17 protein-coding genes are annotated in these 14,038 nt (G+C 40.7%); 16 read left to right on the top strand and 1 reads right to left on the bottom strand.

Annotated features, from left to right (window positions below; genetic code table 11):
• The 13 genes from MAHAU_RS07180 (at position 1) to MAHAU_RS07125 (ending at position 10,103) form a co-directional block, all read left to right on the top strand.
• Positions 1–771 carry a hypothetical protein gene (locus MAHAU_RS07180; protein ID WP_013781062.1) on the top strand — a complete coding sequence of 257 codons (771 nt, stop codon included), beginning with the start codon at positions 1–3 and terminating at the stop codon, positions 769–771.
• On the top strand, positions 768–1,640 hold the full coding sequence (locus tag MAHAU_RS15855; RefSeq protein ID WP_013781061.1) for a hypothetical protein: 873 nt from the start codon (positions 768–770) through the stop codon (positions 1,638–1,640). Before MAHAU_RS07180 ends, MAHAU_RS15855 begins: the two co-directional genes overlap by 4 nt.
• 36 nt (positions 1,641–1,676) lie before the next feature.
• The gene (locus tag MAHAU_RS07170; protein WP_013781060.1) at positions 1,677–2,312 is read left to right on the top strand and encodes an ABC transporter ATP-binding protein; all 636 of its coding nucleotides are present in this window, start codon (positions 1,677–1,679) and stop codon (positions 2,310–2,312) included.
• Between the two features lie 547 nt (positions 2,313–2,859).
• A complete protein-coding gene (locus MAHAU_RS15585; RefSeq protein ID WP_148258402.1) occupies positions 2,860–3,093 on the top strand; it encodes a hypothetical protein in 234 nt (77 codons plus the stop codon).
• Between the two features lie 67 nt (positions 3,094–3,160).
• On the top strand, positions 3,161–3,526 hold the full coding sequence (locus MAHAU_RS07165) for a hypothetical protein (protein ID WP_041643940.1): 366 nt from the start codon (positions 3,161–3,163) through the stop codon (positions 3,524–3,526).
• 193 nt (positions 3,527–3,719) lie between these two features.
• Positions 3,720–4,880 (top strand): hypothetical protein, encoded by a 1,161-nt coding sequence (locus tag MAHAU_RS07160; RefSeq protein ID WP_013781058.1) that lies wholly within the window; start codon positions 3,720–3,722, stop codon positions 4,878–4,880.
• Positions 4,877–5,650 (top strand): hypothetical protein, encoded by a 774-nt coding sequence (locus MAHAU_RS07155; RefSeq protein WP_013781057.1) that lies wholly within the window; start codon positions 4,877–4,879, stop codon positions 5,648–5,650. Before MAHAU_RS07160 ends, MAHAU_RS07155 begins: the two co-directional genes overlap by 4 nt.
• Entirely contained in the window at positions 5,643–6,524 is an 882-nt protein-coding gene (locus MAHAU_RS07150; RefSeq protein ID WP_013781056.1) for a hypothetical protein, read from the top strand. The genes MAHAU_RS07155 and MAHAU_RS07150 overlap by 8 nt, the downstream gene beginning before the upstream one ends.
• A 1-nt stretch (position 6,525) precedes the next feature.
• Positions 6,526–7,164 carry an ABC transporter ATP-binding protein gene (locus MAHAU_RS07145; RefSeq protein WP_013781055.1) on the top strand — a complete coding sequence of 213 codons (639 nt, stop codon included), beginning with the start codon at positions 6,526–6,528 and terminating at the stop codon, positions 7,162–7,164.
• A 98-nt stretch (positions 7,165–7,262) separates the two neighbouring features.
• Positions 7,263–7,547 carry a type II toxin-antitoxin system prevent-host-death family antitoxin gene (locus tag MAHAU_RS07140; RefSeq protein ID WP_013781054.1) on the top strand — a complete coding sequence of 95 codons (285 nt, stop codon included), beginning with the start codon at positions 7,263–7,265 and terminating at the stop codon, positions 7,545–7,547.
• Entirely contained in the window at positions 7,531–7,953 is a 423-nt protein-coding gene (locus MAHAU_RS07135) for a putative toxin-antitoxin system toxin component, PIN family (protein WP_013781053.1), read from the top strand. Before MAHAU_RS07140 ends, MAHAU_RS07135 begins: the two co-directional genes overlap by 17 nt.
• Positions 7,954–8,031: 78 nt before the next feature.
• On the top strand, positions 8,032–8,862 hold the full coding sequence (gene proB, locus MAHAU_RS07130) for a glutamate 5-kinase (protein ID WP_013781052.1): 831 nt from the start codon (positions 8,032–8,034) through the stop codon (positions 8,860–8,862).
• Positions 8,856–10,103 carry a glutamate-5-semialdehyde dehydrogenase gene (locus MAHAU_RS07125; protein WP_013781051.1) on the top strand — a complete coding sequence of 416 codons (1,248 nt, stop codon included), beginning with the start codon at positions 8,856–8,858 and terminating at the stop codon, positions 10,101–10,103. The genes proB and MAHAU_RS07125 overlap by 7 nt, the downstream gene beginning before the upstream one ends.
• An 11-nt stretch (positions 10,104–10,114) precedes the next feature.
• On the opposite strand, the gene MAHAU_RS07120 is transcribed toward MAHAU_RS07125, so the two are convergent.
• Positions 10,115–11,554 carry an MATE family efflux transporter gene (locus tag MAHAU_RS07120; RefSeq protein ID WP_013781050.1) on the bottom strand — a complete coding sequence of 480 codons (1,440 nt, stop codon included), beginning with the start codon at positions 11,552–11,554 and terminating at the stop codon, positions 10,115–10,117.
• A gap of 158 nt (positions 11,555–11,712) precedes the next feature.
• On the opposite strand from MAHAU_RS07120, the gene MAHAU_RS07115 reads away from it, so the two are divergent.
• From MAHAU_RS07115 to pyrR, 3 genes are all read left to right on the top strand, one after another.
• Positions 11,713–12,225 carry a GNAT family N-acetyltransferase gene (locus MAHAU_RS07115; RefSeq protein ID WP_013781049.1) on the top strand — a complete coding sequence of 171 codons (513 nt, stop codon included), beginning with the start codon at positions 11,713–11,715 and terminating at the stop codon, positions 12,223–12,225.
• On the top strand, positions 12,212–13,300 hold the full coding sequence (locus MAHAU_RS07110; protein WP_013781048.1) for a VIT1/CCC1 transporter family protein: 1,089 nt from the start codon (positions 12,212–12,214) through the stop codon (positions 13,298–13,300). Before MAHAU_RS07115 ends, MAHAU_RS07110 begins: the two co-directional genes overlap by 14 nt.
• 178 nt (positions 13,301–13,478) lie before the next feature.
• Complete coding sequence (gene pyrR, locus MAHAU_RS07105) at positions 13,479–14,015, top strand: bifunctional pyr operon transcriptional regulator/uracil phosphoribosyltransferase PyrR (protein WP_013781047.1); 537 nt, start codon at positions 13,479–13,481, stop codon at positions 14,013–14,015.
• The last annotated feature ends 23 nt before the right edge of the window (positions 14,016–14,038 follow it).

Here is a 14,038-nt window from a genome sequence, read left to right as displayed (position 1 = left end):
TTGAAATTATTTATATCTTTGATGAAAGCTGATCTTTACAGAGCTATACTATCGTTTAATTTTATCATTTCTGTCGCATTTATTATATTCGTTATGTTCATCAGTTGCTCGGGATTCATTACCGATACCGCCGATGTTATGTATTTACTTGGTCATGCCTTAACCGGCAGCGGATCTACTTTATTTGTTTTGTGTATCGCACCCATATTGCCATACGGAATGTCTTTTGCTTCGGATACGGAGGATAAAGCCACATTTTTTTGGGTTATACGCACAGGTGTAAAAAAGTATGCAATCAGTAAATTCATATCTTCAATCATAGCCGGTTTTTTGTCCGTTTGCATCGGCATAGTTATTTTCTCGTTGCTTATGTCAGTGTTCTTCCCATTGTTTAATCAAATTTCAAGTGGGGATTCCTATATAGCGTTATTGGAAAATAATAAGCCTATCATGTATATTTTGGTTATCGCTGTTCACTATTCGTTATCGGCGGCGTTATTCGCCGGCGGCGCTATAGCAGTATCGGCTTTCATATCCAATAAGTTTAGTGTGATAGCTGCCCCAATAGTTATATACTTTGTTCTTATGCGATTAGTTACACACGCTTCGATACCGGTTTTTTTTAAACCAGATTTTCTTGTTCAAAGCATTTATCCTAATGTAAGCCCTTTGGAGGCGTTTTTGTATAAGCTGATGCCTGTCATCGTCCTACTTGGTATTTTATTGTTCGTTACCGTCAAACAGATTAAAAGAAGGATAGAGACATCATGAATATTAAAAACGTGCTTTTATGTTCAATCACCAACTATAGGAAGTGGGTCGTAGATATTAAAATCTATACCCTCTTTGCGCTTATATTTGTGTTCAATATATGGAATTTTTCCGGGATATATGAATATGCAAAGATAGTTGGGGTCGGCGTTAGTCCATGGATTTTTCCGCATATATTTATTACTCCTGTAATAATGCCTGTTTACGGTTGCTTTGCCATGTTTCTATTTTCCGATGCACCCTTTATAGACAAACATACGCCGTTTCTCCTGATACGAACGGGAAGAACTCCTTGGGTATTGGGCCAACTGTGTTATATCGTTTTTACCAGCCTACTGTATACCATTATCAACTATGCAATAACAGTTATTTCTTTTTTCCCTTACATAGACTTTACAAGCGATTGGGGAAAGGTTATAAGAACATTAGCTATGAATCCGGCGAGCGCATATGAAAAAGGACTTAATCTAACAGTTTTGATAGATAGCAGTATCGTTACATCTTTTTCGGCAATTGAAGCTACTCTGATAAGTTTGGGGCTGTTTTTTTTAGTTACGTTGTTCATGGGAATAGTCATTTTTAGCTTTAATATAATTATCGGGAAAATGAGCGGTATAATAGCAGCAGGTATACTGATATTTATCTCATACTTTTCAATATTTGTGGGACGGATAACGATAGGGCTTAAGGTATATTACTTTTCGCCTCTTAGCTGGAGCAGTTTACGGTATATAGACTGGTATAATTCCGGCGACTCACCGTCACTGCAATATGCTGTTATATTTCTTTCAGTGACATCGTTGATACTCAGTATAATTTCTGTTATCTCGTTTTCTAAAAAAGATATAAATATGCTTGAAGGTATGTAATAACTATACTCGGTTTAAAAAGAAGGGATGGTAATAATGGATTGTATAGTAGAGGTATTCGATGCTGTCAAACAGTTTAAGGATACAACCGCTTTAAACCATGTGACGGTCAAATTCGAAACCGGCAGGATACATGGTATTATCGGCCGAAACGGTTCCGGCAAAACAGTGCTGTTTAAATGTATTTGCGGATTCATGATATTAAGCTCAGGTAAAATTCTTATAAAAGGTGAGGCTATTAAAGTTGGTGCACCGCAAGAAATGGGTATTGTTATCGAGGATCCCGGTTTCATAAATTCAATGAGCGGTTATAAAAATCTCAAGTTGCTTGCATCCATACACAGAAAGATATCGGACGATGAAATTCACGAAACGCTGAAGCTAGTGGGGTTGGATCCTAACCTTAAAAAGCATGTCAGCAAGTATTCCTTGGGAATGAGACATCGACTTGGGATAGCGCAGGCTATTATGGAAAGGCCGCCGTTATTGATATTGGACGAGCCTATGAACGGTCTTGATAAACAAGGGGTCATAGAAATTCGCAAGGTGCTCAAAGAATTAAATCAAGAAGGCACCACTATTATCTTATCATCGCATTATGCGGAAGATATAGAGGCACTATGCGACACTGTCTATGAGATGGATGGTGGTGTTTTGACGCGTGTGGAATAAGAAAGAAGGTTAGCAATGAATGATGCGCGTTTGTTAAACCTTTTTATTGCCAAAATCGCATAGCATTTTAGAGCAATGTCGAGGATATAGAAGCATTTACCACATAAACTCCAGAATCAGGGGACTAAACGCCATTTATCACCGATTTTGGCATTTGACACCACTAACACTGCTTGATATAATACAAATAATAGGACTTATGCAAAAGTCCACTGAACCTTGAAAATCTAATATTTTAAGCAGCGAAGTTTTCGAAGATGATTGTTCTGATGCTATCTTCACTCATAACTTTGTGTATGAATTCGTCTTTGCTGAGGAAAGTATATACTGTAAATATCTTATCTTCTGCTCTTACTCAGAAGTTGATTTGAGGTATTTTACAGTATCTCCTACTTAAATGTTAGATTTAAGCCATTTATATCGTTTTGCGTAACTCCTGTCTAATTTTCTAATAGGGGATATAGGCAGGGTACAGCCGCAAGTATATGTTTCAAATGGCACTCTATATATATCATATTATGATTTAACTAGTGGTATAGCTGCAGCATTGCTTGTAGCTGCGCAAGCAGGTCCTGCTGCCCTTGCTGCAGCATTAACAGGTTTATCAACTGTAGTCGGTGGCCCTGTTGGTGCAACTCTTACTGTCATATTATCATTAATTGCTGCACCATCATTGACAGAATTAGCAGGAAGAATAATATATGCTGTAGCAACTAAACAGGGAATTTACATTAGGCCTGTCCTAAGTTATCCGCCACTAGAAATGGGTTATTGGAGATAAGATTATAAGTTTATTAGATGATTATGATTATTATGTTAAAATAGAAAATATGGGGGTGTTTAATACTGTGGCTAAAAAAATCAAAAATCTTCAGTTATGGGGCTTAATTTTTATTGCCTCTTCTGCTGCTGGTTGGTATGGATATTATTTACCAAGGGCTGATAGCTTTATGATTCATTGGCTAATAATGCTCGTTGCTGGTTGTGTAATATACGGTTATAAAAACAATATATTATTCAAAATGTTCGGGAATAAGTCTGTACCAATAATCCTATCCGATATTATTATATCAGCAGCTTGTTGGTTGATACCAAAGATAGAATTGCCTCGTGGATTATCTATCGTTATAATGATAGTAGCTGTTGTTATAATACAGTCTATAATACTTTGGCGTTACACACTTCCAAAGATAAATATAAATAAGAACGGCTAGAGCTCGCTGTTTATGGCGGCGTAGGGCAATATTATTGCCTATCAGCTTATCCAAATGTAACAGGTAATTATAATTCGTATAATGTAAGGGGTAAATGGTGTCGGTGATTAATTAGTCCTAAAAGCAAGTATACTCGCTGCTTGCTTTTTTACCTACTTATAATATTTTATAGTATTTTATGAAAGGACATGCTGTGGTGAAAAAAATCATCATATTGTTAATTTGTGCAGGAATAATATTGCTTACAGCAGGTTGTGAAGGTGATGAACAAAATAGCATTTCGAACGATTCGCAAAAAATTGCTCTATCAGAATACATAGAATCTATAAAATTGCCCAAAAATCTTTTTGTTACATTTGATCCGGCTACCGTTTCAGAAATAGCATCCGCAAAAGCATACAATATCACATGGCTAAAACTGGAACCGAAAAAAACTGCTAAGCATCTTCTCCGCTATAATGTTCTGGATACCTACATTTATGCTGAGGGACCGGGATTTAAAGCGGGCAACGGGAAATGGACAGAATATCTTAATATTTACGATGGCTCTGTAAAGGGTGGATTGGCTTATTCTCTTGTTAACGATGAAAATGATTTACTAACTAAATTATCATATGTAATAAACCCATCTCCCGGATTACCAGATGGTGTAGCACAAACACTTGGATATGCTAATAAAATGGACTATAGTGTCAAAAAAAATCTAACTTTTTCAACCTATGAGGAGGCGGTATCTGAGACGGGAAAAGTACTTACTGCATGCGGTTTCCCAACACTTGCAATGCAAGAAGTTTACTCACTGGATGTTGAGACAATGAAAGCCCATTATCAGCTCTATATAAATACAAGGGGTAAAGATGAAGCAAAAGATCAAATTCAGTGGTCTAAAGACGATGAATGCTATCTTATCCATTTCCGTCAAATTGTCGATGATATTCCTCTTATAAATGTCTTATGGGAAAACGGAATTCAAAGGAATTGGGAGCCAACCGAGACGCAAGTTTCTGTTTTTTATTCAAAAGATGGTATAATAAATGTTCAAGCAAGAGGCCTTTACGAGCTTGGACAAGAAATAAGAGAAGGGTCTCTCATTAGCCCTACAGATGCATTACAGATTGTATTGGATGATTACAAAAAAGCCATCCAAACATCTGAAACAAAAATATTCTCTATGGAACTAAATTATGTAGGAATTTATCACGGGAAAGAGCTCCAGCTTGTTCCGGCATGGGTATTTTGTATTTCCCATCCTATTAAATTGAAAGAAACTAATGAAGTGATAAATGAATACACTTACTTTGTCATAAACGCTTTTACTGGAAAACAAATAAGAACGGCGGTAGATAATGGATGAAATTTAAAAATCTTTTTGCTACAGATGTCCGACGTGCATTATTATCATGGCGTTTTTTGCTTTCTTCGTCTGGCGTGAGTTGCATAATGCTTGGAGCTGTATCGGGGTTATTGAGGAAGAGCGATTTTTCTTCAATTTGGTATTTTATGTACTTGAGTATGGGTGGGAGCGGGACAGCTAGCATAATTCTTTCTATTATTCCAGTGTTTACATTTGCGATCAGTTTTGCTATAGAATGGGAGGAAAAAGCTGTATATTTTTGGATTGTGCGGGCTGGTATAATAAGATATACAATTTCAAAAATTGTAGTCAGTGCTATATCCGGCTTTTTAACAGTTGTTGTAGGCATGATATTGTTTATAGTTATATTAATGCCATGGTTCCCACTATTTGCAATTTCGAGCACGGATTATTCTTATGAAATTCTTATGGGACAGGGTTATGTTTTACTTGGTATGCTCCTATATATAGCCCATTTCGGATTTACTGGCGCATTGATGGCCGTATGCGCAATGTGGATTTCCGTTTATATACCAAATCGCTTTGTTGCGGCAGCATCACCCGTGGTGCTCCAGTTCACATTGACTCGCTTTACCAGCGGACGAGAACTTCCTGGATATTTAAACCCGATTTTATGGTTTGATGGGATTTATGATGTAGGATCGCCGTTTGCTACACTGCTTATAAAATTGACAACTGTTTTAGTTTTATGCAGCCTTATGGGTATCGCTGCAACAGTACAAATGAAAAGGAGGGTAAGCCGTGCATAATCTGAAAGAAATTGTGCTATGCTCTAAAATCAATTTTAAGAAATGGATCATCACTCCGCGCATGTACGTGATCCTTGCTATTATCATTATTTTTGGCTATTATACATTTTCAGATATACCTAAAATAGCAGCTTACCTTGAAGTCAATGCTACTCCATGGGTGTTCCCATTTTTTATGACTCATCCTACCATGTTTATTATTTTTGGTAGTTTAACCACCATGTTATACTGCAATGCACCTTTTGCGGATGGGCACATGCCATTTTTAGTTATACGAATTGGTCGATATGACTGGATAATCGGCCAGGTACTTTATATTTATTTATCGAGTTTTGTGTATACATCCTGTTTTTTCTTGATATCTATATTTATGTTACTCCCAAGAATAGAATTCACAACCGATTGGGGGCAATTGTTGTATGCAATTTCTAAATCGCCATCTGAGATCATGGAACAAACTGGGGTAGCCCTTAATTTCATGCCGTATGAAGAATTACTTGATATATTGACGCCCATACAAGCAACTATTTTGTCATTTACCATGTTCTGGTTGGTTACAGCATTTATCGGCGTGTTGATTTGCTGTTTTAATATTGTTATAGAGGAGATGGTCGGTATAGTCGCTGCTGCCATCTTTACCGGCATCGCTTATTTTTCGGCATTTCTTGGTACTATTAGTCTCGGAAAATGGATTTATTATTTGTCCCCTATTTCCTGGAGCAGCATCAGCTATCTTGATTGGCATGGCACAGGTAGTATGCCATCGCCAACATATGCAATTATTTGTCTGTTAATTGCTATTGCTTTATTAAGCATAATTTCTGTTGTAGTGTTTTGCAAAAGAGACCTTGAGATACATAAAGGAGAGTTTTGACATGTCAGAGTATATAGTAGAGGTATTCGATGCTGTCAAACAGTTTAAGGATACAACCGCTTTAAACCATGTGACGGTCAAATTCGAAACCGGCAGGATACATGGTATTATCGGCCGAAACGGTTCTGGCAAAACAGTGCTGTTTAAATGTATTTGCGGATTCATGATATTAAGCTCAGGTAAAATTCTTATAAAAGGTGAGGCTATTAAAGTTGGTGCACCGCAAGAAATGGGTATTGTTATCGAGGATCCCGGTTTCATAAATTCAATGAGCGGTTATAAAAATCTCAAGTTGCTTGCATCCATACACAGAAAGATATCGGACGATGAAATTCACGAAACGCTGAAGCTAGTGGGGTTGGATCCTAACCTTAAAAAGCATGTCAGCAAGTATTCCTTGGGAATGAGACATCGACTTGGGATAGCGCAGGCTATTATGGAAAGGCCGCCGTTATTGATATTGGACGAGCCTATGAACGGTCTTGATAAACAAGGGGTCATAGAAATTCGCAAGGTGCTCAAAGAATTAAATCAAGAAGGCACCACTATTATCTTATCATCGCATTATGCGGAAGATATAGAGGCGCTATGCGACACTGTCTATGAGATGGATGGTGGTGTATTAACGCGTGTGGAATAAGTATGGTATATACTGCGGTAAAATTATGTATTGATTTTTATTAAGATATATGTTAACATATATGTAAAGATGAATGTTAAAATTAACGAGGTGCTAAAATGGAAAAAATAGTTGGTATAGATAAAATAAGGCCCAAGCTTGGCGAATATCTGGAAGAGGCAGAAAAAGGCGAGGTGTTAATCGTATCTTCCAGGTCAGAACCAAAGGGTGTTATCATCGGTTATTCGATGTACAATGAACTAAAGGCGTTAGCTGAAAAAGCTAAAGAAGCAGAGATTGCTCAAATACTGAATGAATTTAGGGCCAGAGCTGAAAAAGCAGGTCTTACTGAAACAGACGTGGAAAATGAAATAGAGGAAGAACGAAATGCGGGCAGTAATTGACACAAATGTGCTAATTTCTGGCATGATCAGCAATAAAAGCTTTCCCGCAAAGGTTCTCGATTACTGGGTTATGCGTAGATTTATCCCTGTTATAAGCGGTGAAATTGTGAAAGAGTACAGCGCCGTTTTGCTCAGAGATAAATTCTCTGCTTTAGGCAGCATAAAAGAAAGGCTTGATCTGTTGGACAGACTTTTATCTTTAGATCAGGTGATTGTGGTAAATCCACAGCTAAAAATAGAGGTTATAACAGAAGATCCCAAGGATAATATCTTTTTGGAATGCGCCGTAGTTGGCGAGTGTGAGTTTATCATATCGGGTGATCAACATTTGCTTCAAGTAAAGGGGTATAACGGCATCAAAATAGTAACAGCAAGAGAATTTATAGATAAAATAGATAACACATAATGAACCTTTTTATTGCCAAAATCGCAATGCTGGATTAAAATAATAGTAACAATATTATCGAAGACGGGGTAATTTTTCGTGGAAAATATTCGGGAGAGACTTAAATATTGCACGCGGATAGTGGTTAAAGTCGGTACGTCGACGCTTACATACGATACCGGCAAATTGAACCTTCAGCGCATAGAGAGGCTGGTCCGCGTATTATCGGATTTCAAGAATCAGGGTAAGGATGTCATACTGGTTACATCGGGCGCTATCAGCGTGGGCGCCGCTAAATTGGGACCGCTGCACCCACCGACCAGTATAGCTGAGAAGCAAGCTATGGCGGCGATAGGCCAGGGTATACTGATGCATGTGTACGGTAAGATTTTCGGTGAGTATGGCCAAACTACGGCTCAAGTATTGCTGACCAAGGATATAGTAGATAATCTGCATACACGCAAAAACGCTTGCAATACTTTAAATACGCTGTTGTCCATGAATGTCATACCTGTTGTCAACGAGAACGACACCGTCGCAACTGAAGAAATAGAATTCGGCGACAACGATACGCTATCGGCTATAGTGGCCGCGTTGGTCGATGCTTCGCTGCTCATATTGCTGTCGGATATAGATGGCTTGTATACTTGCGATCCGCACCGCCATGACGGAGCGGTGCTTATACCGGAGGTATACGATATAGACGTCCATATAGAAAGCATAGCCGACGATAAGGGTACTGAGAGGGGAACGGGCGGCATGAGGACCAAGATCATGGCCGCCAAGATAGCGGGCGGTTACGGCATACCGATGGCTATAATCAACGGCAATGAACCGCATAATATTTATGAACTCATAGAAGGCAAAGACATAGGTACGGTATTTATACCTGATAAAAACGGCAAGAAGGAGAGCAACGCGATATGTTGAGCGTACAAGAAATAGGAAAACGGGCCAGACAGGCAGCTTATCCATTAGCCAATGCTTCCACCGCGATTAAAAATCAGGCGCTAGATGCCATGGCTGACGCTTTGGAAAGCAATAAGGATAGAATATTATCCGCCAATACAAATGACATTAACGATGCTAAAGCGCGCGGTATCGGTACAGCTATGCTGGATAGATTGTCGTTAAATGACAAACGCATAGCTCAGATGGCCGATGGCTTGCGCATGGTCAGGGATTTGTCCGATCCTGTGGGTGAGGTCGTGTCTATGTGGAAGCGCCCGAATGGCTTGCTCATAGGCCAGCAGCGTGTGCCACTGGGCGTTATAGGCATAATATACGAGGCGCGGCCCAATGTTACCGCAGATGCGGTGGGTTTATGCCTTAAAACCGGCAATGCCGTTATCCTGCGCGGCGGTTCAGAGGCTATTAATTCAAATAAGGCCATTGTGGATATATTAGCGAAAGCAGCAACACAAGTCGGCATTCCCGAGAACTCCATACAATTAATAGAGGATACCGACAGGCAAAGCGCTGTCGATATGATGAAACTTCATGGCTATATAGACGTGCTGATACCGCGGGGTGGTGCCGGTCTCATACGTACAGTTGTGGAGAATGCTACTGTACCTACTATTGAGACAGGAGTGGGCAATTGTCACGTTTATGTAGACGGCGACGCCGATATAAACATGGCCACCGACATAATAGTAAATGCAAAGACCAGTCGCCCGGCCGTATGCAATGCAGCTGAAACATTGCTCGTAGATAAGGCCATAGCGGAGGCGTTTTTGCCTGTTGCTTTGCCAGCTTTGGAGCAAAAGAATGTGGAACTGCGTGGTTGCAAGGTAACGTGTTCTATATATCCGAGTTGTAAAGCTGCTACAGAAGAGGATTGGGCTACTGAATACCTGGATTATATATTGGCTGTCAAGGTGGTAGACGGCATCGATCAAGCAATAGAACATGTAAATAAATACGGCACAAAACATTCAGAGGCTATAGTAACCAACGATTATCAACATGCCCAGCGGTTTTTACAGGAAGTAGACGCCGCGGCCGTTTACGTCAACGCTTCCACGCGGTTCACTGACGGAGGAGAATTCGGCTTCGGAGCCGAGATAGGCATAAGCACGCAAAAGCTGCATGCCAGAGGACCTATGGGATTAAAGGAGTTGACCACTATAAAGTACATTATATACGGTAACGGACAAATAAGAGCATAAAAAGATCCGGGCTAAACTCGGATCTTTTTCCAATACCCCGTCTTATAGCGGCTGTAAATGAATATGGAACGAAATATCTGATCGCACCCTTGCGCTAGCCATGCGCCGACCAATCCCCATCCCATTTCTATAAATAATTTGGCCAATACAATACGTATACCCCAGATGCCTATAAATGAAGAGTATAGAGGCCACCGCGTATCGCCGGCACCTCTTAGAGCCCCGGCCAATATAAATTGCGTCGATTGCATCGGCTGTATAACCGCTATTATTTTCATAGATGTAGCCGCCATAGCTATTATATCCGGCTCATTTGTAAATAGGTCGGCTATGTAAGAACCAAAGAAGAAAAATGCAACAGCCATACTCATGGCTATATACATACCTATCCGGCGAGCTGCATAACCGCATCGTTCGGCAATATCGGGTCTTCTAGCGCCAAGGCTTTGCCCAACCAGAGTAGTAGCCGCCATACCAAAAGCTTGCCCTGGCGTAAATGATAGGCCGAATACATTTAGTACTATCTGATGAGCAGCTATTACAGCAGTGCCTAAACTGGCCACCGTGCGTACAAACACGAGTTGCCCAGTACGCAGCAATAGTTGTTCCGCAGCAGAAGGCAGCCCCACATTCAACAAGCGTTTTAATAAATCCTTATCGAAGCGGTAGTTGTCTTTAAGCGATAAACCTATGCTCGAACCAGGCTTGTAAATAACATATAATGCCATAATTGCTGCTATGCTGCGAGTTATAGTAGTGGAAAGGGCCGCACCAGCCACCCCCATAGCGGGAAATCCCAATTTGCCGTATATAAATATATAGTTGCCCAACACATTGAGTAAATTTGAGATTACATTGTAACGCATTGGCGTCATAGTGTCGCCGACGCCTCTTAATACGGCTGCCATGCCCATCGATATAGTGGTGAATATCCATCCAACCGATATTATTTGAAAGTATATCGTGCCAAGCGGCAATACATCGGATTCTGCGCCCATAAAGGCTACGACGTCTTCTGCAAATATGAATCCTAATATACTAACGGCTGTGCCCATTATAAGCACTAGAACCAGCGACTGCCGAACTACAGCTTTAGCCTTTTCTCTGTCGCCCGCACCTATAAAGCGCGCCACTAAAGCCGTGCTGCCTACGTTGAGGGCCTGAAACACAGCCAAGGCTAATTGTGTAGGTTGATTAGTCAAGCCGACTGCTGCCAAAGATTGCTTGTTTATATTTCCTACCATGACCATATCGATCATACCGAAAAGAGACATAAGCAACAGCTCCAACATGGCCGGCCATGCCAATGTCCATATGCGTTTATTTAATAATGATTCATTTTGCGCTAATTCTTCTACAAAAAAATTTTTTTGAAGTGTATTTCCCAATATTTCCGGATATCCTTCCTCAATTTCCTCCTTGATCATATTCTCTTCATCTTTATGAGACATTACAGCAAACCCTTTCTTGCAAATAATAGTTGATTGGTTACCATGCTAATATTATAGACCCCTACAGTGGTAAATGCAAATGCGGATGGTATTATGGACACAAATCTGCTATAATAGGTTATACTATATTTCACGTATAAGGGGGTAAAACCGCATTTATGGGCATCGTTGTCAGGAATGCTGTGGTCGGAGATTTAGAGGATATAAACCGCATATACAGGTATGCTGTGCTGCATACTACATCCTCATTCGATATAGAGCCTCCGTCTATGGATGACAGATATAGATGGTTTTTATCTCATAATAATCGATATCCTGTGTTGGTAGCTACATATAACAAGGACGTAATAGGATGGGGCAGTTTAAGCCAGTTTGCTGCGAGACCAGGTTATAGATTTACCGTTGAGGATTCGATATATATAGATCCAGAGTACCAGCGCATAGGTGCTGGCACGCTTATTTTACAGCATCTTGTAGGCAGTGCCAAAAGATTTAAGTATCATAATATCATAGCTGTTATAGCCGGCGATAATGAAGCCAGCATAAAACTTCATCGGAAGATGGGCTTTCAGACTGCAGGATGTATAAGGGAAGCTGGCTATAAATTCGATCGATGGCTGGACGTGATCTATATGCAATATATTATAGGGGGCGATGATGGTGACAGATAGTATAAAAAAAGCGTATTCCTTTTACAAAGAGGAATTCGATGCAGCCAAACTGTATTTTTATTTGGCTAAAAGCGAAAGCGACAGCGCAAACAAGAGCAAATTTCTCGAACTTCATGATATCGAAGCAGAACATGTTAAATTTTGGTATATATTTTTGAAAAATCGAGGATATGAACCGAAGTCAAGCACTGGCAATCTAAAACTAACGCTTTCTAAATTTTTGAGGAAACTGCTTGGCGCCGGGCTTTATACGTCGATCCTTGAAATGGGAGAATCCACTAGCATAGAGGCTTACGCCGAGTTCCTTTCATCGGGGGACTTAACTACAGAAGAAAAAGAAGGGTTAAATAAGATAATCGAGGATGAATTGGATCATGAGAGCTTCTTTGAGAACCAAAAGAGCGTGATGCCGGTAAACAACGTTAGGGATTTCATACTAGGTATGAACGACGGCTTGGTAGAGCTTTTAGGAGCGGTGACGGGGCTTTCGGCAGTATACCCGTCCAATCCTTTGTTCGTTGGCATAAACGGCCTTGTAGTAGGATTGGCGGGGGCGATGTCGATGGCTATCGGCACATTTATATCGGTAAGGTCGCAAAGGCAGGTAAACGAAGGGATACGGAGGAAAATGGAATTGCTTTTTGGAGTATCCAAGGACAGGGCCAAACAGGAATTGCTCGATAAACTTACCGAATCCGGTATGCCCGAAGATGTGGGGAAAGAAGTTACCGATAGGATAGGTGAAAACCAAGAGTCTATGATAGAGCTTTTGATAGAGGAGAACGACGAGAATGAGATACGTTCGGCGGCTTTTACCGGGCTTGCTTATATAGTGGGGGTAGCCTTTCCCGTACTGCCGTACTTTTTGCTGCCATCCTCAATATCAGCGCTCATACTGTCGGCTGTTCTGGCGGGCATTGCGCTCGCTGCAGTAGCTACCATAGTCTCAATATCTGCAGGCAATGCGAATATAAAGGGTAAGATAATAGAGATGGTAGTATCCGGCTTGGGTGCCGCCGGAGTTTCTTATATCTTCGGCCTGATAGTACAGGGCTATTTCGGTGTAAGCGTATAAGGACACATAAAAATTCCCTATAGACATCGCTGTTTCTTTATGATATACTATAAAAAATTTGTATACGACCTTTAAATTGGCCCTGTGAGGCTGGTAAGGTTATTGCAGTTCAAAGAGCAAGAAAATATCTGTAAAATCTTACCGCACAGGTAAGATTTTTTTATGCCCGGAGATGAATATGATGAAAGAAAAAGCCCTGATAATGGATGAAATAGCAATAAATCGAGCCATAACACGCATAGCTCATGAGATCATAGAACGCAACAAAGGCGTCGACGACCTGGTGCTTATAGGTATACACCGTCGCGGCGTGCCCTTAGCCTTGCGTTTGGCTGATAAAATGCAACAGGTAGAAGGCTTGTTGCCCCCAGTCGGCGTTTTGGATATAACCCTATACAGGGACGACCGCGGCGATGCCACCGATAAATGCATAGTCACCACTACCGATATTCCTTTCGATATCGCCAATAAAAAAATCGTCATGGTCGACGATGTGCTCTTTACCGGTAGGACAGTCAGAGCGGCAATGGATGCGCTGATGGATATGGGCCGTCCCAAATCAATCCAATTAGCCGTACTCATCGACCGCGGGCATAGAGAACTGCCTATACGAGCTGATTTCGTGGGCAAAAATGTGCCCACTTCCAGTGCGGAGGTCGTGTCGGTATATGTCAAAGAGATAGATGGCATGGATAAAGCCGTTATAGAAGAGTAGTTTTCGACTACTCTTTTTTTGAA

The organism is Mahella australiensis 50-1 BON (assembly GCF_000213255.1).
Classification (GTDB): Bacteria; Bacillota; Clostridia; order Mahellales; family Mahellaceae; genus Mahella; species Mahella australiensis.
Note: the sequence above shows the minus strand (reverse complement) of the source record. Positions and strands in the feature narration are given on the sequence as shown.

What these genes read in the sequence shown, in the direction of transcription:
- MAHAU_RS15855 (WP_013781061.1), top strand. Translation starts at nt 768, where the DNA reads ATGAATATTAAAAACGTGCTTTTATGTTCAATCACCAACTATAGGAAG.
- MAHAU_RS07170 (WP_013781060.1), top strand. Translation starts at nt 1,677, where the DNA reads ATGGATTGTATAGTAGAGGTATTCGATGCTGTCAAACAGTTTAAGGAT.
- MAHAU_RS07155 (WP_013781057.1), top strand. Translation starts at nt 4,877, where the DNA reads ATGAAATTTAAAAATCTTTTTGCTACAGATGTCCGACGTGCATTATTA.
- MAHAU_RS07145 (WP_013781055.1), top strand. Translation starts at nt 6,526, where the DNA reads ATGTCAGAGTATATAGTAGAGGTATTCGATGCTGTCAAACAGTTTAAG.
- MAHAU_RS07140 (WP_013781054.1), top strand. Translation starts at nt 7,263, where the DNA reads ATGGAAAAAATAGTTGGTATAGATAAAATAAGGCCCAAGCTTGGCGAA.
- MAHAU_RS07135 (WP_013781053.1), top strand. Translation starts at nt 7,531, where the DNA reads ATGCGGGCAGTAATTGACACAAATGTGCTAATTTCTGGCATGATCAGC.
- MAHAU_RS07125 (WP_013781051.1), top strand. Translation starts at nt 8,856, where the DNA reads ATGTTGAGCGTACAAGAAATAGGAAAACGGGCCAGACAGGCAGCTTAT.
- MAHAU_RS07120 (WP_013781050.1), bottom strand. Translation starts at nt 11,554, where the DNA reads ATGTCTCATAAAGATGAAGAGAATATGATCAAGGAGGAAATTGAGGAA.
- MAHAU_RS07115 (WP_013781049.1), top strand. Translation starts at nt 11,713, where the DNA reads ATGGGCATCGTTGTCAGGAATGCTGTGGTCGGAGATTTAGAGGATATA.
- MAHAU_RS07110 (WP_013781048.1), top strand. Translation starts at nt 12,212, where the DNA reads ATGGTGACAGATAGTATAAAAAAAGCGTATTCCTTTTACAAAGAGGAA.
- pyrR (WP_013781047.1), top strand. Translation starts at nt 13,479, where the DNA reads ATGATGAAAGAAAAAGCCCTGATAATGGATGAAATAGCAATAAATCGA.